This is a genomic window from Ruegeria sp. AK11 (assembly GCF_056541095.1).
In genome coordinates this window covers 760,201-777,801 of record NZ_JBQFXU010000001.1, presented here as the reverse complement: position 1 = coordinate 777,801, position 17,601 = coordinate 760,201, and the positions used below count along the sequence as shown (strand labels likewise).

Sequence of the window (17,601 nt, the reverse complement as noted above, 5' to 3'; positions counted from 1 at the left end):
GTTCAAGATACGAAAAAGCCGGGCAGTCGAAACCGCCCGGCTACGTGCATCGTCAAACCACCTAATTGGTTATGATTTCCGGGCCCATGAAGGTGTTGGGCAGGAATGTCGAGATCCACGGAATATACGTCACCATAATCAGGAAGACGAAGAGAACAGCGAGGAACGGCAGCGCTGCCCTAACAACGCTCATCATCGGCATACCTGCAACGCCCGAGGTTACGAACAGGTTTAGACCAACCGGAGGCGTGATCATTCCGATTTCCATGTTCACCACCATAATGATGCCCAGATGGATCGGATCGATGCCCAGCTCGATGGCAATCGGGAACACCAGCGGTGCGACGATCACCAACAGGCCCGACGGCTCCATAAACTGTCCACCGATCAGAAGGATCACGTTCACAACGATCAGGAACGCCACCGGCCCTAGCCCTGCGGTCAGCATCGCCTCGGCGATATGCTGCGGCACCTGTTCGTCCGTCAGAACATGCTTAAGGATCAGCGCGTTGGCGATCACGAACAACAACGTCACCGTCAGCTTGCCCGCCTCGAACAGTGTATGCTTGGTATCCGGGTGAAAGAACGCCGCGACCAACGCGTAAGGCTTTTTCAGCAGCGGCAGGTTCTGTGCGTCCCCTTCCGTACTCAGCGGACCCATGTCCTTGTAGACGAAACTGGCGATGAAAAAGGCATAGACGGCAGCAACCGCGGCAGCCTCGGTCGGGGTAAAGATACCCCCATAAATGCCACCCAGAATGATAACGATCAGGAACAGGCCCCAACCGGCCTCGCGGGCCGAGGTAAAGACCTCACCCCACCCCTTCCATTCACCCTTGGGCAGGTTCTTGACCTTTGCTATGACATAGATGGTGACCATCAGCATGAAGCCAGCCATCAGACCGGGAATAACGCCAGCCAGAAACATGCGCCCAACTGAAACTTCGACGGCGGCAGCATACACAACCATCACGATGGACGGAGGGATCAGGATGCCCAGCGTACCCGCGTTACAGATCACACCAGCGGCAAACTCTTTGGAATACCCAACCTGGCGCATACCTGCGATGACAATCGACCCGATCGCCACAACCGTGGCCGGGGACGATCCTGACAGCGCGGCAAACAGCATACAGGCAAACACGCCCGCAATCGCCAGACCGCCGGGCAGATGCCCCACGCAAGCAATCGAGAAACGGATGATCCGACGCGCTACACCACCTGTCGTCATAAAGGACGAGGCCAGAATGAAGAACGGGATCGCCAACAGGGTGAAATGCCCCTCGAACGCCTCAAACAGCGTGCCTGCAACTGAAGCCAGCGAACTGTCGGAATAGATCAGCAGGAACAGGGTCGAGCTGAGGCCAAGTGCAACCGCAATCGGAACCCCGATCAGCAGCAGGCCGATGACCATCGAGAAAAGAAGGATAACGTCCATCAGTCATGCACCCCTTGTTGTGCGCGGACTTCTTCAATCTCGTCCTCGACTTCGTGGCTGGCGACAAGGCGATCGGTCTCACCACGCCAAATTTGAACGGCGACCTGCGTAAACCGGATCACCAGCAGCAGCATGGACACCGGCAGAACCAGATAAGGTACGACCTTGGGCAGTTTTTCATACCCCTCGCCATAGTTGATCAGGTCTTCCAGAAAGCGCAGCGGAGCGACCATGGGGATGTCGTCTACCTCGTAGAAACTCTGGCTGCGTGCGCCGAAATCAAACCCGGTAGGGAACCAGCGGCCCGATGTTGGCGGCAGATCTGCAAAGACGGCCCAATAATCATATGCCCCTTTGAGCATCAGCAGAGAAAACACCAGACAGCATCCAACCGAGACCAACGCCATTAGGCGCCTCGGTGCTGGCGCCAGCATGTTCAGGATTGCATCCACGCCCAGATGAGCATGTTTCTTGACTGCGTAAGACGCGCCCAGCAGCACCAGCCAGCCAAACGTGAACACTGTCAACTCAAGTGCCCATAGGATATTGGAATTAAAAACAAACCGCGCGATCACGTTGGCAAATGTAACGACCGTCATAAGGCCCAAAAGCAACGCGATCAGGGTTTCTTCGATATGGTCGATCAGCCCGCCCTGGCCGGAGTTCGCACCAGACATCTTTCAGTCCCCGCATTTTATTGAAGAGAGAGTTGAGAATGGGGCGGGCCATTTCAGCCCGCCCGGCCTGCGCGTCGAATACTCCCCAGTCCCCGGACGCGCGGTCTTTGACCGGATCAGAACCCGGCGTTGATGGCCTGTGCCGCGTCGATCTTGTCCTGACCCACGTCACCGGCGAATTTGTCCCAAACCGGTTTCATTGCGTCGACCCAGGCCTGACGCTGTTCAGGGGTCAGTTCACGGATGACGCCGCCTGCATCGATGATCGACGCTTTGGCCGCTTCGTTCACAGCAAAGGCTTCTTTGTTCCGGGTCTCGGTAACTTCGGCCAGAATAGTCAGGAACTGATCCCGCACCGCCGGATCAAGACTGTCCAGCCAATCCACCGATGTCACGACCAGATAGTCGATGATGCCGTGGTTGGTTTCGGTGATACCGTCCTGCACCTCAAAGAACTTCTTGCCGTAGATGTTCGACCAGGTGTTCTCCTGCCCGTCCACAACGCCCTGTTGCAGCGCGCCATACACTTCCGAGAACGCCATTTTCTGCGGGCTACCACCGATGGCTTCCATCTGTGCCACCAGCACATCTGACGACTGCACGCGGAACTTCAGACCGTTTGCATCCGACGGATCAACCAAAGCCTTGTTGGCCGACATCTGCTTCATGCCATTGTGCCAGAACGCCAGACCTTGCAGGCCACGACGCTGCATGCTGTCTTTCATCGCCTGCCCCTCGGCCGAGGCCTGGAACGCGTCTACAGCGTCGACATTCTTGAACATGAACGGCAGGTCAAACAGGCGGAACTGTTTGGTGAACTTCTCGAACTTCGACAGCGAGGGCGCGGCCAGTTGCACGTCACCCTGCAACATCGCTTCGAGAACTTTGTCATCGTTGTAGAGCGTCGAGTTCGGATAGACCTCGACACACATCGTGCCGTTCATTTCGTCGTTGACCCGCTGCTCCAGCAGCGATGCCGCGATACCTTTGGGGTGTTTGTCGGTGTTCGTCACATGCGCGAACTTGACGACGATTTCACCTTCGTCGCATGCAGCCATACCAGCCGTTGCGGTTACTGTCAGAGCAAGCGCAGTTGCTGCCGTTGTCAGAAGCTTCATCTGATATCCTCCCAGAGTTCCTTGAAACTTGCAGTCGACGCCGGGTAAGCGCCGTATGGCGTGCAGTGAAGCGACTCAGGGTAAAGCACACAACTTTTGACTGCGATTGCGGAACGTGTCTGATTACCTGTTTAATACCAAAGTGTTACGTCGTTGCTGGTTCAGGTTCTGCGCTTCACAGGTCCGAGCCGTGCGAAAACTCGCACATCCTCAGAGCGGCTTGTGCGGATTTCCGCACAATTTCCGAATCACTTCTTCGAATCAGATGCGCCAATCCGGTTCCTGCTTATCTGCGGTAATCCTCGGGACGAATCTGGTAGCGCGCCAGCTTGTCGTAAAAGGTCTTACGCGGCAGCTTCAGCGCCTTGGCCGCATCTGACGCTTTTCCATTGTGGCGGCCCAAAGCTGCAATCAACAAAGATCGTTCAACCCGCGCCATCTGTTCGCTCAACCCCAGATCCGTAGCCTGCGTAACCTCCTCGGGCATTCCAAGAACAAACCGCATTGCTGCTGACATCAGCGAACGGGCGTTGCCCGGCCAGTCGCTGGCCATCAAGGCCGCCAGATGTTCGGACGAAATCTCGGGAATTGCGATGCCAGCCTGTTCGGCCGCTTGCGCCACATAGTGGCGAAAAATCACCGGAATGTCGTCGGGGCGTTCCGCCAATGAAGGAACACGCACCCGCATCACATCCAAACGATAAAACAGATCAGCGTTGAACCGCCCTTCCGAACTTAACGCGGATAGGTCGGCGGTTGTTCCTGCAATAATACGCCCCCCCGGACCGCGCTCGATGATCTCCAACGCCGCAAACTGCGTGGCTTGGGGCATGGCGGACACTTCGTCCAGAAACAGGGAACCACCCACGGCATCGCCACAGCTTTGGGCAAGGTCATCGGGGCTTAGACTTGAAGCCGGACGTTTGACAAAAGGCCCCTGACCAGCGGGCGACATCAGGTGGACCACTTCGGCTACTTTGGATATGCCGCTGCCCGGCGGGCCGGTAACAAGAACTTCGGCCCCTGTCGGTGCGACGGTCCGCACGCGATCCCGCAGCGCCTCAGCTTGCGGAGACAGGCCAAACAGCAAACGTGCGGCCGGGTCCCCCCTTTCAAGTTCGGATTTCAGGGCGCGCTGTTCCAACACTTGGGTGCGGGCTGCGAATGCGCGTTCAAGAACATCCATCAGGTCAGACGCAGCGCAGGGTTTTTCGAGAAAATCGAACGCTCCTTTTCCCATGGCTTCTACGGCCATTGGGATATCACCTTCTCCGGTCAAAAGGATCACCGGAAGCTCGGGGTCGATGTCCCGAGCATACGCCAACAAGTGGAAGCCATCCCGCCCGGGCATTCGAATGTCCGAAATAATCACACCGGGGAAATCCCGCCGAATATGATCCTTGGCCGCCACAAAAGAACCGGCTGTTGTCGGTGCGTAATCCGCCAGTTCAATGGTTTGCGCCAATGCCTCGCGAACAGCCGCGTCATCATCGACCAAGAGAACCCTGCGCATCATGCTGCCTCTTCTTTTCCATAGGGCTCCAACTCGACAGTAAACACTGCGCCATCAGCCGTGTTTGCTCCACGGATTTCACCCCCAAAGCTTTGAACAAGACCATATGATATTGAAAGACCAAGCCCCAGACCTTCAGAGGATCCTACGCTTTTGGTCGAATAAAACGGCTCGAACACCCGGTCGGGGTCTTCGATCCCCGGTCCGGTATCCTGCACAGAAACGCGCAACCGGTCTTCTTCGTGCATCACAATCGAAATGTACCGCTTGGGTCTCCCCAGCATCGCATCCGCCGCGTTATTGATCAGATTAACAAAGACCTGCACCAAGCGGACTTCCCCCCCCCAAACATAAACCGCAGCCTGTCCCGGTTCCCATTCCAGCGTCACATCATCGTCACGCAAACGGGTTTCGGTCAATTCGACGGCAGTTTTCAGAACCTGCACCAGATCGACCCGACCCATCGGTTCGCTTTCATTGCGAGCGAACGCGCGCAGGTTCTTGATGATCCGGGCCATGCGGGCGGCCATTTCCGAAATACGCCCAAGGTTTTCACTGGCCCTGTCACCTTTGCCGCGTTCAAGAAAGGCCGTACCATTGTCGGCGAATTGCTGGATCGCCATCAACGGTTGGTTGAGTTCGTGGCTGATCCCCGCCGACATCTGCCCCAACGCGCTGAGCTTACCTGCCTGCACCAGCTCTGCCTGCGCTTTTTTCAGTGCTGCTTCGGCCTCCTGACGTTCTGCAACTTCGCGGCGCAATGCGGTGTTTGCTTGGGTCAAAGCACGGGTACGCTGCGCCACCCGGCTTTCCAGAACCGTGTTGGCATTCGCCAGCGTCCGTCGCCGTTCCATCGCAAGATACAGCATCGCACCAAACGCCAGACAGATCGCGGCGACCGCCGCCGCCTGCAACCCGGCAAGTCGCCGGGCCGGGGCCACGTCCACCAAAACCTCGGCGGTCATATCGATCACAGGCAACTCAAGCGTTAGGTGCAACGCATCGCGTGGCAAATACCGCCCCCAACTCAGCCGCCACAACTCATGCTGGCCGACCCGCGTCGCGGCAAAATCCACCGACGCACCCTCTGGCGGTGTCAGCCCGGACTGGCCAACCTCGCGGCTCCAGAACAGCAAGTCCGACCGATTCGAGATGAAGACGACACCGTCAGAATCAACAAAGAAAACGGCTTCGGTACTGCCCCGCCAAGTTTGTTCAATGTCCTGGACATCGGCAACCACCATCACTGCACCTTCGACTTGCCCGGAGGCGGCAAAAGTCGGAGCGGCATAGGAATATATCCGGTCGCCACTGTCTGGAACCACTTCATGCGCGGTGCCCACCGCACCCTGCATGGCGCGCCTGAACGCTGGATGTGCGGACATGTCTCGCTGTGCCACTGGCTGTGCGGCGACCATAACCCGACCGCTGCGATCCAAGTACATCATGTTGACGGCCGCTGTCTTGTCGGCAACGTCCAGCAACATCGCTTGCGCGTCATGTATTTGTGTCGGTGTATCCAACGCGTGCAAGGCGGGATGTGTCGCCATCAGAACCGCCAGTTCCTGGTAGACCTGCATCTGGGTGCTGAGCCGATCCGCCGCCAGTTCAAGGTCTGCTTCGGCCTTGTCACTTAGCTGAGACAGCGCCTGACGATAGCCATAAGACCAAACAAAACCTGACAGCAGCCCGACAGCGGACAAAAAACCGACAATGATCCAAACTCTCTGCATAGACAGGGTCTTGCATTCAACGCGGCTCGTGGCAAGTGTGCGTCGCATGAAGTCATTCTCGCAATCCCCGACAGACCCGGGTTTCGTTCAGAACCCCTACCCTTTCTATGATCAGGCCCGCACTGCTGGTGATCTGTTCTATTGGCGCGACTACGACATGGTTGCTGCGGTGTCCCGCCGTGCCGTGCGGGCACTTCTTCGCGACCGCCGGTTTGGGCGGGAAGTTCCGCCTGAATGCGCGACACAGGGCCCTGCCCATTTGGCCCCCTGGCTGGCTATCGAAGCCCATTCGCTGCTTGAAGCTGAACCCCCGCGACATACCCGCCTGAGGGCGCTTGTTATGCGCGCTTTCACGTCGCGGGAAATTTCTGCATTGCAGCCTTCCATTGAATCGCTATGCCACAGTCTTGTCGAGGCGTTTCCGAATACACCTTTCGATCTGCTGAGTGCTTATTGCACTCAGGTCCCGGTGGTAACCATCTGCCGACTGTTGGGCGTTCCCGAAGACATGGCGCCCAACCTGTTGCAGTGGTCGCATGACATGGTCGCGATGTATCAGGCCAACCGGACACAGGCGACCGAGGATAAGGCCGCCAAGTCGTCTCAGGAGTTCACGGATTTCCTGTTGGGATACATTAACCAGCGACGCAACGATCCGCGTGACGATTTGATCACCCGGCTTATCAGCGCCGAGGAGGAAGGCGAAAAGCTGTCCATCGACGAACTGGTCGCAACATGCATCTTGCTGTTGAATGCAGGTCACGAAGCAACGGTGCATTCGCTTGCGAACGGTGTGAAAACCCTGTTGCAAACACATACCAGCCCCGACGTTCTGGCACCCGACCAGATCGACGCAACGATTGAAGAAATCCTGCGCTATGACCCGCCCCTACACATGTTCACACGGTATGCGTATGAAGACGTTGATATGTTTGGTCATTCGTTCAGGCGCGGTGATCAGGTCGCACTTTTGCTTGGCGCTGCAAACCGCGACCCTGCCGTCTGGGATGAACCCGACAGGTTTGTTCCGAGTCGCGCGATTGAGGTCAACACAAGTTTTGGTGGAGGCATCCATTTTTGCGTCGGCGCACCTTTGGCAAGGTTGGAAATGCGCATAGCTCTGCCCATTCTGTTCAACAGCTGCCCGAACCTGCGGCTCGCCGTAACGCCAACCTATTCAGACAGCTATCACTTCCATGGTCTGGAACGGTTAATGGTTCAGGTCTGACCTGTATAAGGCGCCGCTCGATCCGGCGCTGGCAGCACCTGCCTTCTATACCCCTTCAGCCAACGCGCTGAGGGGAAGCATCGTTGTGGACTTGATTTCTTCCATCGACAAAAGCGCGGTCACGTTGTGCACCCGTACCTCCGAAATCAGCGACTGGTAGAATTGATCATAGGCGCGCGCGTTCTTGACCCGAACCTTGAGAATATAATCAATGTCGCCTGCCAGCCGATGCGCCTCCTGCACTTCGGGATGTTCGCGCAATGCCTTAAGGAACTTGCGCTGCCATTCAGCCTCGTGTTCCGACGTGCGGATCAAAACAAAGAAAGTCGCCTCAAACCCAAGCGCTTCGGCATCCAGCAAAACCGTTTGCTGACCAATGATTCCCGCACTCTTGAGCTTACGAATACGATTCCAAACAGGCGTCTTTGAACTGCCGACCCGAGCCGCAATTTCGTCCAGTGACTGCCCTGCATCACGTTGCAGCTCGGCCAGAATTTTCCGATCCGTATCATCTATCCGCACCGACATTCCAATATTCCTTCCACATCGAAGCTTTCGTTCCAAAATTTTGTTTCTATGGAACGTCTGTCCTTTTTTGAGCGCCCATATGGCGCTTTGGTGGGAATATTTCCTATATTGAGGGTCAAGTCAAACCACACCCGAGATGATCCGATGCAGGACGTTCGCACAACAGGCACCAAAGGACATGTCGACTTTGTCGGCGCAGGTCCGGGCGACCCCGAGTTGCTGACACTCAAGGCGCTGACTGCGTTTGAGCAGGCTGATGTTGTGCTGCACGACCGCCTTATCAGTAAACCCGTTCTGGACATAGCCGGTCAAAGCGCCGCTTTGGTTGATGTCGGCAAAGTCGGGTTCGGCCCATCCTGGAAGCAAAGTGATATCGACGCTCTTTTGGTCGAATATGCCCTGAAAGGTAACCGCGTGGTCCGCCTGAAGTCCGGCGATCCCACTGTCTTTGGTCGTCTGGATGAAGAGATTGAGGCCGTCGAGGCGGCTGGAATCACGTGGCAGATCATTCCCGGTATCACGGCGGCCTCTGCCGCGGTGGCTGGTATCGGCCAAAGCCTGACTCAACGCGGCCGGAATTCCTCGGTGCGGTTCCTGACCGGGCATGACATGAAAGGTTTTGCCGATCATGACTGGAATGCCCTGGCACGGGCCGGTTCGGTTGCTGCGATCTATATGGGCAAGAAATCTGCCCGCTTTATCCAGGGTCGCCTGATCATGCACGGTGCCGATCGCGCCACTCCAGTCACACTGGTCGAAAACGCCTCGCGTCCGAACCAGCGGATTCTGGCCACCACACTGGATCAACTGCCCGCCGATCTGGCCGCCGCCGAAATGGACGGACCAGCCCTGACATTCTATGGCCTTGCCCCGCGCGAAGCAACGCAGGCCGTAACCGAATTCAACAAGGAGCTTGCCTGATGGCCCGCGCTTTTACCCCCAAAGTCGTCACCGCAAATGATTTGCTGATAGGTGACGTCATTTACCAGACCGAAGATGACAGTTGGACGCGTGATCTGTCGCAAGCGGAACTGATCACTGACGAAGCACATGCACAGGTGCGTCTGCTGGATGCGGCGCGTCAGGCAAATAAAGTCGTGGGCGCTTATCTGGCCGATGCCGTTGCGGGCAAGAACGGCCCCGAGCCCACCCATTTTCGGGAAGATTTTCGCCGGACTGGTCCGTCCAACTATGCCCACGGCAAACAGGAAACTTCCCCGCAGCCCCGGGCCTGACCTCTGGCCATCTCTCTCCCCTTCAAGGCCCCTAGGTTCGGGGCTGCAAACAAGGACAGCTAGACATGTATCGCTACTCCGAGTTCGACACAGCATTTTTGGCAGAACGTAACGCGCAGTTCCGCGCCCAGGTGGAACGCCGCATTGACGGCTCGTTGACCGAAGACGAATTCAAGCCGCTGCGCCTGATGAATGGGCTGTATCTGCAGCTGCACGCCTACATGCTGCGTGTCGCCATTCCCTATGGCACGCTGAACAGTGCACAGATGCGTCAACTGGCGTTGCTGGCCGAGAAGTGGGACAAAGGCTATGGCCATTTCACCACCCGTCAGAACATCCAGTACAACTGGCCAAAGCTAAGCGACGTGCCGGATATGCTGGACGCGCTGGCCGAGGTTGGCATGCACGCCATCCAGACTTCGGGCAACACCATTCGCAACGTGACCGCCGACCACTTTGCCGGTGCCGCTGCGGATGAGGTCGCTGATCCCCGCCCTTACGCCGAATTGCTGCGCCAGTGGTCGACCGACCACCCGGAATTCCAGTTCATGCCGCGCAAATTCAAGATCGCCATCACTGGCAGTGAAAACGACCGCGCCGTGATCAAGGCGCATGACATCGGCCTGCAACTGGTTGAGCGTGACGGCGTTCTTGGCGCGCGCGTCATTGTTGGCGGTGGCCTTGGCCGTACGCCCATGATCGGCAAGGAATTGTCCGAATTCGTCGCCTTTGACGACCTGCTGGCTTATCTGGAAGCAACCGTTTCAGTTTGGAACCAGATTGGTCGCCGTGACAACAAGTACAAGGCACGTATCAAGATCACCGTGCACGAGCATGGCATCGACGCTATCCGCGCCAAGGTCAACGAACGCTTCCTGAAGGTCCGCCCGCAGTTCAAAGGCGCGGATATGAACCTGCTGGAAGAGATCAAGGGCCACTTTGCACCGCCTGCCTTCCGCCAGGCTTCGGTTGCGTCGTTTGAAAGCGCCTATACCAACGATCCGGTCTTCCGCTCGTGGGTCGACACCAACATCGCGCCGCACAAGAATGCGGACCACGCGATTGTAACGATCTCGATCAAGAAGCACGGCCAGACGCCGGGCGATGCGACGGCTGAGCAGATGCGCGTGATGGCCGATCTGGCCGAAGAGTTCGCCTATGACGAGCTGCGCATCAGCCATGAACAGAACGTAATCCTGCCGCATGTCCACAAATCGGACTTGCCTGCAATTCACGCCAAGCTGAAGGAATACGAGCTGGCAACCGCCAATATCGGTCTGATCAGCGATATCATCGCCTGCCCCGGCATGGATTATTGTGCGCTGGCAACGGCGCGTTCGATCCCGGTTGCTCAGGAAATTGCAACGCGGTTCGAGGACCTGAAGCTCGAGCATGACATCGGCCACCTGAAGATCAAGATCTCAGGCTGCATCAACGCCTGTGGTCATCACCATGTCGGCCATATCGGCATTCTGGGTCTGGACCGCGCAGGCGTGGAAAATTACCAGATCACTCTGGGTGGCGATGCGACCGAAACTGCGGCAATTGGTGATCGCACCGGTCCGGGCTTTGCCTATGACGAAATCGTTCCTGCCGTCGAGCGCATTGTCGACACCTATCTGAACCAGCGTGCAAGCGCAGAGGAGACATTCCTGGAAACATATCGCCGGGTGGGCATGGCGCCGTTCAAAGACGCCCTCTACCCCGAGGCCCGCGCAAATGCCGCTTGACCTGATCCAGACGGAACTGGGCTGGGACAGACGCGAACTGACTGAACGTGTCGAAGACCTGAATGCCCGGTTCCGGCACCACAGCGCCCATGATGTCATGCATGGAGCGATTGATGAGATCGATGAGCTTGCTCTGGTCTCGAGCTTTGGTGCGGAATCCGTCGTTCTGTTGCACATGGCGGCGGTGGTGAACAAGGCAACGCCCGTTCTTTTCGTGGACACGCAAATGCTGTTCACCGAAACGCTGGAATACCAGCAGGAGGTGAGCGAGCGTCTGGGGCTTACCAACATTCGCATCATCCGGGCCGAGGATGCAGAGGTTGAACGCGAAGACCCATACGGCGCATTGCGCCTGCGCGACACCGATGCATGTTGTAACCTGCGCAAGACTTTCCCGCTGCAAAGAGCGCTGGTGGGGTTCGATGGCTGGATAACCGGACGCAAGCGGTTTCAGGCAGGCACGCGCGCTGCGCTGGAATTCTTCGAGGTCGAAGATGGTACAGGCCGGATCAAGGTCAACCCGCTCGCCCATTGGGCGCCCGAGGATGTGCGGGCCTATATGGAAGAAAACAACCTGCCCCGGCATCCGCTGGTGGCCAAAGGATACCCTTCGATCGGCTGTGCGCCCTGCACTTCGCCTGTCAAAGAGGGCGAAGACCCCCGCGCCGGACGGTGGCGCGATCAGAACAAGGAAGAATGCGGCATCCATTTTGTCGATGGCAAGATGATGCGCGTCGGAGAGAAAACATGAACGTAATCGTAACGGATGAGGGCTTTTCGCCTGATGACTGGACCGACGGCTTTGTCACTCTGGATGATGCCGCCAATGACGTAATCGCGCTAGACGTGAGCTCGGAGACAGACCCGGACGAACTGTTTGACCGGTTGGGCGGCACGAGGCTGGTTCGGGTAGACTTCCCGTCTTTCGCAGATGGTCGCGGATTTACCATCGCTCGCACATTGCGCCTGAAGGGCTACAAAGGTCGGCTGCGCGCCAAAGGGCATGTGCTTGCCGATCAATACGCCATGGCGCGCCGCAGCGGCTTTGACGAGGTCGAGATCGACGGAGAACTGGCAGACCGCCAACCCGAGGATCAGTGGCTGGCCCGCGCGAACTGGAAAGAGAATAACTATCAGGCCCGCCTGCGCGGCTGATCCCGCGATTGCCAGCCTGTGACGCAAAGGGGGCAATCTGTCCCCTTTTCCTGACTTGGATCAAAGATTAAACGGAGATGTCGGTTTAGCAGACCGGCAGGTAAACGATGACAGAGATGAAGCCCGTGAGCGAAGCAACCGCCGTAAAAGTCCCCGTCCTTCCGGATGCGCAAACTGTAACCGAAGTCAAACACTGGACCGACAGCCTGTTTTCATTCAAGGTGTCGCGCCCGGCCTCGCTGCGTTTCCGCTCGGGCGAGTTTGTGATGATTGGTCTTCTGGGCGACAACGGCAAGCCGTTGCTGCGCGCCTATTCCATCGCCTCGCCCTCGTGGGATGAAGAGCTGGAGTTTTATTCGATCAAGGTTCAGAACGGCCCGCTGACCTCGAAATTGCAACATATCAAACCGGGTGACCAGATTATCCTGCGTCCCAAACCGGTTGGCACATTGGTGCATGACGCCCTGCTGCCCGGCAAGCGCCTGTGGTTTTTTGCGACCGGCACCGGCTTTGCGCCTTTTGCCTCGCTGCTGCGTGAACCGCAGACCTATGAGGACTATGACGAGGTCATCATCACCCACACCTGCCGCGAAGTGGCAGAGCTGGAATATGGCCGTCAGCTGATCGACAGCATCCGTCAGGACGAACTGTTGGCCGAACTGATCGGTGAAGGATTTGCCGACAAGATCCGCTATTACCCGACCACCACACGGGAAGAGAGCCCAAAGATGGGTCGCATCACCACTTTGCTTCAGGACGGCACCGTGTTTTCCGACTTGGGTATTGACGGTGGCATCAAGCCCGAAACCGACCGTGCAATGGTTTGCGGTTCGTTGGCTTTCAACCTGGATATCAAGGAAATCCTCGAAGGGTTTGGATTGCGTGAAGGTGCAAACTCAGAACCCAAGGAGTTCGTGATCGAAAAAGCCTTTGTCGGCTAAAGCAACCCTGCGTTCAGGGCTTTGCCACCCTGAACGCGAAAAACACCGGCAGAAAACAAGTTTTTTCGCATTACCCTGTATTTATGCCGCTTGAAGTGCGGCTCTGCCCGGTTTAAATTCCGGGCTCGAAATTCTGCAATCATCAAAGGAATGAACCCATAGCTCGCAGACCTCACAACGCGCCGCCACAGAGAGACACCGGCCCGCGCGTCAATGATAAGATCCGTGCCCCCGAAATTCGCCTGATTGGCGCCGAAGGTGAAAACGTCGGGGTGGTTCATCCCGCCAAAGCCATGCAGATGGCCGCAGATGCAGGTCTTGATCTGGTCGAAATCTCGCCCAATGCGAACCCACCGGTCTGCAAGATCATGGATTTCGGCAAGTACAAGTACGAAACGCAAAAACGCGAAAACGAAGCGCGCAAAAAACAAAAAGTCATCGAAGTGAAAGAGGTCAAGTTCCGACCGAACACCGATACGCATGACTATGACGTCAAAATGAAGAACGTCTTTAAGTTTCTGGAAAAGGGCGACAAGGTCAAAGTCACCCTGCGCTTTCGTGGCCGTGAAATGGCACACCAGAACCTGGGTCGCGAATTGCTGGAACGTGTGGCCGAAGACATCAAAGAGGTCGGCAAGATCGAAAACATGCCGAAGATGGAAGGCCGTCAGATGGTCATGATGATCGGCCCGCTTCCGCATAAGTAATCTGCTTAAAAGACAGAAACGATCAAAGCCCCTTCGCTGCCGAAGGGGCTTTTTTGTTCAGGTCGCGCGTCTGCTTCGTAACCAGTTGACCGCATCTCTGAAGTCGAAAAGCAAGGAAATTATGTCAACGATCAGAAGCACCCAAAGAAACTTGATAAAGGCAATGCTCAGGGTCGCATCGGAAAACAACAAAAGCGTTACGATGACAACCAGTGGAACCCAGCACAGAATGTGCGGCAAAGCCATCGCACCGCTCATCCCGCGCGCAACCGCCATGATGGGTATGTTCAGCGCCATATCGGTAATCGCCAGAACAGCGATGAGCATCCCCTGCGGCTGATCCAGGAAAGCAAGCGGAACCAAATTAACCGGCACCAATATTACGGCCACCCAGATCTGCACCCAAAGGGGAAGCGCGCGGAAACTGCGCCAAATATCCAGCGCCATTGATTTCGCCTTTTCAGATACTTCTCCCGCGACACTAACAAATAACCTGCGGGCGAACAGTGCGCTCACGGTAATGTCAAAGCACGGCGGAAATGGCGCGTTCCAGTTTGCTGACGAGTTCGCCTATCTGTTCCTCTTCGATGATAAAAGGCGGCGCCAGCAGGACGTGATCGCCGTTCCGGCCATCCCGCGTGCCTGCCATGGGATAGCAAATCAACCCTTCAGCCAGTGCTGCCTTTTTCACCTTACCTGCGATGCCGCGTGATGGATCAAAAGGTTCCTTGGTGTCACGGTCAACGACCAGTTCAACACCTCGGAACAACCCACGACCACGGATATCTCCCACGTTCGGGTGCTGTCCGAATGCTGCCTCAAGGGCAGATTGCAGCTTGTTGCCCATGACCCCGGCACGCGCAGGTAAATCCCGTTCGGTCAACTCACGGACCACCGCCAATGCGGCGGCTGTGGCGACCGGATGACCGACATAGGTGTGCCCATGCTGGAAAAACCCTGATCCATCGCGGATCGCGTCATAGATTTTACCGGTGCACAGCATGGCTCCGATTGGTTGATATCCAGCCCCCAACCCCTTGGCAATACAAAGAATATCCGGTTCGATACCGTCATGATCGCAGGCAAACATGTGACCGGTTCGGCCCATACCGCACATCACCTCATCCAAGATCAGCAACACACCATAGTGGTCGCAAATCTCGCGAATACGCTTGAAATATCCTTCAACCGCAGGAACTGCGCCAAGGGTGGCCCCGACCACTGGTTCGGCCATAAATGCCATGACCGTATCGGGACCCAGCCGCAGGATTTCAGTTTCCAATTCATTCGCCACACGCTGGCCGTAGTCAAAACTGCTCTCGTCTTCCGGTTTTTCAGCATATTCGTAGCAGGCAGAGATATGGGTCATCTCGATCAGCATCGGAGCGAATTGTGCCCGTCTCCATGCGTTACCCCCTGCGGACAAAGCCCCCAAAGTGTTGCCGTGATAGCTTTGCTTTCGCGCGATAACGTGACGGCGTTCAGGTTGTCCGATTTCTAGAAAATATTGGCGCGCCAGTTTGATCGCCGCTTCGGTCGCCTCCGACCCGCCCGAAACAAAATACACACGGTCCAGATCCCCCGGTGCATGCCGGATCAACAATTCGGCCAAAGCCTCGGCCGGTTCCGATGTCATGAACCCGGTATGTGCAAAAGCGATCTGTTCCACCTGTTGCTGTACCGCTTGGATCACGGCCTGATTCGAATGACCCAGACATGATACCGCGGCATCACCGCAATCCAGGTATCGCTTGCCCTCTGCATCAATCAGATAACAGCCATCGCCGCCAACCGCGACGGGGAGGTCCGATTTCGTGTGACGTGGGAAAACATGACTCATTTCTTTGCCCTTCCAAGCAATTCAACTAATGCTGCGACCGAAGCCGCGTTATCTGCCCAAGGTCTGCCATCCGGCCCCGTCAGACTGTTTTCAAACCCAACCCGCACGTCACCACCGCGTCGTGCAGCCTCGGCCAGACAGGCATGTTCTTGCGCACCAAAGGCGCACACCATCCAACGAGCCGGGCTTTTTGGAAAAGCCTCGAGATCGGCTGGCATAGATTGCTGTCCATCGCTGTATCGCCCCAGAACAAGCAAACGGTCTGTCTGGTTCGCCTGTACGATGCCCTGAGCGCGCCAATGGTCCAGTAATCGTGCGTCCTCTGCATCATACAAAATGTGCTGAACCCGTGTGCCCTGATCCGCGCATTGTGCATAGACCCTGGGTGCAAGGTTAAGGTCGCGGGCGATTTCACGCACCGAGATTGAGGCCCATTCAGGTCGCACCTTTCGCAGACAGTCCAGTTGCGATGCTACGTCGAACTGCCCGGCGGCTTCAGTCGTGATCTGTAGCTTCATTTCTGGAACCTCGCGCTGCAATTCCGCGAGCGTTTCCCGGTACAATCCGGCGTCCAGTGAATGCCGTCCGTCTGCATCTCGAATATGCAGATGCAACCCGTCCGCACCCGCAGCAAGACAATCCCGTGCTGACGTGACGATCTGATCAATCCTGAGCGGTAAGGCGGGATGATCCAACGCGCTCCGCCGGGCGCCGTTTGGCGCAACCAGAATGTAGGGCCTGTCCAAGCTGTCAGTTGTTTTTGATGTCATAGCACCACCCAAGTCTTTGCCTTCAGTTAGATTCGCTGGATGACGTTTTCAATTTACACTAAAGAAAACATATGTTTCTTTTTGGTATGGCACCCACCCTTGCAGCCTTGACCAGCCAAATTCGGCGCGAGATCGACGAGATGCCTGCGCAGATGCAAGTCGCGGCGAAATATATCATCGACCATCCCGGTGATTTCGGCCTGAACCCGGTCCGGGTGACCGCTGACCGGATCGGCATCAGCACCAGTGTTCTTGTTCGACTGGCACAGCGTATGGGTTTCGACAGTTTTGACGCCTTCCGCCACCCATTTCGCCTTGCCCTCACAACAGACAGCGAAGACAGGATAGGTCATGGGTGGCTAACCACATCACCCGGACAAGACCCTTTCCACGGCGCACAGGCCAGATTCGCGCGCAATGAGATGAATGTTGTGTCCCGCTCTCTGCGTCTGATGGAGCCGAATTTGGCCAAGCGTGCCGTTGAATACATGGTGTCTGCACGTCACTGTTATGTGACCGCCACAAGGGCCAGCCATGCGCTGGCCTATTATTTTCACTACGCCGGCCGCATGGCCCATCCCGGGTTACAGCTGATACCTCGGCACATGGGCTCGGCCATCGATGACCTTGTCGAGGCCACGTCTGCGGATTGTTTGTTTGCGATCACGGTCCATCCCTACTCCGCAGATACGATCCAGTCGATGCGCTTTGCCCGCGATCGGTCTATGAAGATTGTACTGCTTTCGGATAGCGAGGTGATTGCCCCCGGCGTCAACCCGGATGTGGTTCTGCCCGTCAGCACCCGCACATTACATCCGTTTTCAAGCTTTTCCGGCGCGATGGCGGTTCTGGAATGCCTGCTCGGTCATCTCTTTGATGCAGGAGGAGACGCTGCACGGGACAGGGTCGAACAGTTTCAAAAGGCGCGGGAGGACACCGGCGCGTATTGGCGGCCCGGCGTGTTGCCAAGGATGAGAAAACCCTAGAA

Annotated in this window: 17 protein-coding genes and 1 pseudogene; 9 read left to right on the top strand and 9 right to left on the bottom strand. The window is 56.8% G+C overall.

Annotated features, from left to right (window positions below):
- Positions 1–61: 61 nt before the first annotated feature.
- From ACR0D9_RS03895 to ACR0D9_RS03875, 5 genes are all read right to left on the bottom strand, one after another.
- The gene (locus ACR0D9_RS03895) at positions 62–1,438 is read right to left on the bottom strand and encodes a TRAP transporter large permease (RefSeq protein WP_480537768.1); all 1,377 of its coding nucleotides are present in this window, start codon (positions 1,436–1,438) and stop codon (positions 62–64) included.
- Positions 1,438–2,115 (bottom strand): TRAP transporter small permease, encoded by a 678-nt coding sequence (locus ACR0D9_RS03890; protein WP_209504065.1) that lies wholly within the window; start codon positions 2,113–2,115, stop codon positions 1,438–1,440. Before ACR0D9_RS03890 ends, ACR0D9_RS03895 begins: the two co-directional genes overlap by 1 nt.
- Before the next feature lie 116 nt (positions 2,116–2,231).
- A complete protein-coding gene (locus tag ACR0D9_RS03885; protein ID WP_209504066.1) occupies positions 2,232–3,233 on the bottom strand; it encodes a DctP family TRAP transporter solute-binding subunit in 1,002 nt (333 codons plus the stop codon).
- A 286-nt stretch (positions 3,234–3,519) separates the two neighbouring features.
- Positions 3,520–4,749: a sigma-54-dependent transcriptional regulator gene (locus ACR0D9_RS03880; protein ID WP_480505351.1), complete on the bottom strand. Its 1,230-nt coding sequence runs from the start codon at positions 4,747–4,749 to the stop codon at positions 3,520–3,522.
- A complete protein-coding gene (locus ACR0D9_RS03875; protein ID WP_480537765.1) occupies positions 4,746–6,527 on the bottom strand; it encodes a sensor histidine kinase in 1,782 nt (593 codons plus the stop codon). The genes ACR0D9_RS03880 and ACR0D9_RS03875 overlap by 4 nt, the downstream gene beginning before the upstream one ends.
- Here ACR0D9_RS03875 and ACR0D9_RS03870 point away from each other — a divergent pair.
- A complete protein-coding gene (locus ACR0D9_RS03870; RefSeq protein ID WP_480537763.1) occupies positions 6,526–7,707 on the top strand; it encodes a cytochrome P450 in 1,182 nt (393 codons plus the stop codon). The two genes, ACR0D9_RS03875 and ACR0D9_RS03870, sit on opposite strands and share 2 nt — an antisense overlap.
- 45 nt (positions 7,708–7,752) lie before the next feature.
- Here the strand turns inward: ACR0D9_RS03870 and ACR0D9_RS03865 are convergent, their stop codons facing one another.
- Positions 7,753–8,235: an Lrp/AsnC family transcriptional regulator gene (locus tag ACR0D9_RS03865; RefSeq protein WP_480537761.1), complete on the bottom strand. Its 483-nt coding sequence runs from the start codon at positions 8,233–8,235 to the stop codon at positions 7,753–7,755.
- A 174-nt stretch (positions 8,236–8,409) separates the two neighbouring features.
- Between ACR0D9_RS03865 and cobA the strand changes: the two are divergent.
- The 7 genes and pseudogenes from cobA to infC form a co-directional block, all read left to right on the top strand.
- Positions 8,410–9,156: pseudogene (gene cobA, locus ACR0D9_RS03860) on the top strand (uroporphyrinogen-III C-methyltransferase); the annotation flags it as partial.
- The gene (locus ACR0D9_RS03855; protein WP_480485783.1) at positions 9,156–9,470 is read left to right on the top strand and encodes a DUF2849 domain-containing protein; all 315 of its coding nucleotides are present in this window, start codon (positions 9,156–9,158) and stop codon (positions 9,468–9,470) included. The pseudogene cobA and the gene ACR0D9_RS03855, both read left to right, overlap by 1 nt.
- 65 nt (positions 9,471–9,535) lie before the next feature.
- Entirely contained in the window at positions 9,536–11,200 is a 1,665-nt protein-coding gene (locus tag ACR0D9_RS03850; protein WP_480537759.1) for a nitrite/sulfite reductase, read from the top strand.
- The gene (locus tag ACR0D9_RS03845; RefSeq protein ID WP_480537757.1) at positions 11,190–11,951 is read left to right on the top strand and encodes a phosphoadenylyl-sulfate reductase; all 762 of its coding nucleotides are present in this window, start codon (positions 11,190–11,192) and stop codon (positions 11,949–11,951) included. The genes ACR0D9_RS03850 and ACR0D9_RS03845 overlap by 11 nt, the downstream gene beginning before the upstream one ends.
- Positions 11,948–12,355 (top strand): DUF934 domain-containing protein, encoded by a 408-nt coding sequence (locus ACR0D9_RS03840; protein WP_480537756.1) that lies wholly within the window; start codon positions 11,948–11,950, stop codon positions 12,353–12,355. The genes ACR0D9_RS03845 and ACR0D9_RS03840 overlap by 4 nt, the downstream gene beginning before the upstream one ends.
- 107 nt (positions 12,356–12,462) lie before the next feature.
- The gene (locus tag ACR0D9_RS03835; protein WP_480537754.1) at positions 12,463–13,296 is read left to right on the top strand and encodes a ferredoxin--NADP reductase; all 834 of its coding nucleotides are present in this window, start codon (positions 12,463–12,465) and stop codon (positions 13,294–13,296) included.
- Positions 13,297–13,412: 116 nt separating this feature from the next.
- Positions 13,413–14,003, top strand: coding sequence for a translation initiation factor IF-3 (gene infC, locus ACR0D9_RS03830; RefSeq protein ID WP_480492811.1), 591 nt, complete (start codon positions 13,413–13,415; stop codon positions 14,001–14,003).
- 57 nt (positions 14,004–14,060) lie between these two features.
- Here infC and ACR0D9_RS03825 read toward each other — a convergent pair whose 3' ends face one another.
- The 3 genes from ACR0D9_RS03825 to ACR0D9_RS03815 form a co-directional block, all read right to left on the bottom strand.
- Entirely contained in the window at positions 14,061–14,450 is a 390-nt protein-coding gene (locus ACR0D9_RS03825) for a hypothetical protein (RefSeq protein WP_480537752.1), read from the bottom strand.
- A 76-nt stretch (positions 14,451–14,526) separates the two neighbouring features.
- Complete coding sequence (locus tag ACR0D9_RS03820) at positions 14,527–15,843, bottom strand: aspartate aminotransferase family protein (protein WP_480481149.1); 1,317 nt, start codon at positions 15,841–15,843, stop codon at positions 14,527–14,529.
- On the bottom strand, positions 15,840–16,613 hold the full coding sequence (locus ACR0D9_RS03815) for a beta-keto acid cleavage family enzyme (RefSeq protein ID WP_480537750.1): 774 nt from the start codon (positions 16,611–16,613) through the stop codon (positions 15,840–15,842). Before ACR0D9_RS03815 ends, ACR0D9_RS03820 begins: the two co-directional genes overlap by 4 nt.
- 71 nt (positions 16,614–16,684) lie before the next feature.
- Between ACR0D9_RS03815 and ACR0D9_RS03810 the strand changes: the two genes are divergently transcribed.
- Positions 16,685–17,599 carry a MurR/RpiR family transcriptional regulator gene (locus tag ACR0D9_RS03810; protein WP_480537748.1) on the top strand — a complete coding sequence of 305 codons (915 nt, stop codon included), beginning with the start codon at positions 16,685–16,687 and terminating at the stop codon, positions 17,597–17,599.
- The last annotated feature ends 2 nt before the right edge of the window (positions 17,600–17,601 follow it).

What these genes read in the sequence shown, in the direction of transcription:
- ACR0D9_RS03820 (WP_480481149.1), bottom strand. Translation starts at nt 15,843, where the DNA reads ATGAGTCATGTTTTCCCACGTCACACGAAATCGGACCTCCCCGTCGCG.
- ACR0D9_RS03825 (WP_480537752.1), bottom strand. Translation starts at nt 14,450, where the DNA reads ATGGCGCTGGATATTTGGCGCAGTTTCCGCGCGCTTCCCCTTTGGGTG.
- ACR0D9_RS03880 (WP_480505351.1), bottom strand. Translation starts at nt 4,749, where the DNA reads ATGATGCGCAGGGTTCTCTTGGTCGATGATGACGCGGCTGTTCGCGAG.
- ACR0D9_RS03870 (WP_480537763.1), top strand. Translation starts at nt 6,526, where the DNA reads ATGAAGTCATTCTCGCAATCCCCGACAGACCCGGGTTTCGTTCAGAAC.
- ACR0D9_RS03885 (WP_209504066.1), bottom strand. Translation starts at nt 3,233, where the DNA reads ATGAAGCTTCTGACAACGGCAGCAACTGCGCTTGCTCTGACAGTAACC.
- ACR0D9_RS03835 (WP_480537754.1), top strand. Translation starts at nt 12,463, where the DNA reads ATGACAGAGATGAAGCCCGTGAGCGAAGCAACCGCCGTAAAAGTCCCC.
- ACR0D9_RS03895 (WP_480537768.1), bottom strand. Translation starts at nt 1,438, where the DNA reads ATGGACGTTATCCTTCTTTTCTCGATGGTCATCGGCCTGCTGCTGATC.
- ACR0D9_RS03815 (WP_480537750.1), bottom strand. Translation starts at nt 16,613, where the DNA reads ATGACATCAAAAACAACTGACAGCTTGGACAGGCCCTACATTCTGGTT.
- ACR0D9_RS03840 (WP_480537756.1), top strand. Translation starts at nt 11,948, where the DNA reads ATGAACGTAATCGTAACGGATGAGGGCTTTTCGCCTGATGACTGGACC.
- ACR0D9_RS03875 (WP_480537765.1), bottom strand. Translation starts at nt 6,527, where the DNA reads ATGCGACGCACACTTGCCACGAGCCGCGTTGAATGCAAGACCCTGTCT.
- ACR0D9_RS03850 (WP_480537759.1), top strand. Translation starts at nt 9,536, where the DNA reads ATGTATCGCTACTCCGAGTTCGACACAGCATTTTTGGCAGAACGTAAC.
- ACR0D9_RS03810 (WP_480537748.1), top strand. Translation starts at nt 16,685, where the DNA reads ATGTTTCTTTTTGGTATGGCACCCACCCTTGCAGCCTTGACCAGCCAA.
- ACR0D9_RS03845 (WP_480537757.1), top strand. Translation starts at nt 11,190, where the DNA reads ATGCCGCTTGACCTGATCCAGACGGAACTGGGCTGGGACAGACGCGAA.
- ACR0D9_RS03855 (WP_480485783.1), top strand. Translation starts at nt 9,156, where the DNA reads ATGGCCCGCGCTTTTACCCCCAAAGTCGTCACCGCAAATGATTTGCTG.
- ACR0D9_RS03890 (WP_209504065.1), bottom strand. Translation starts at nt 2,115, where the DNA reads ATGTCTGGTGCGAACTCCGGCCAGGGCGGGCTGATCGACCATATCGAA.
- ACR0D9_RS03865 (WP_480537761.1), bottom strand. Translation starts at nt 8,235, where the DNA reads ATGTCGGTGCGGATAGATGATACGGATCGGAAAATTCTGGCCGAGCTG.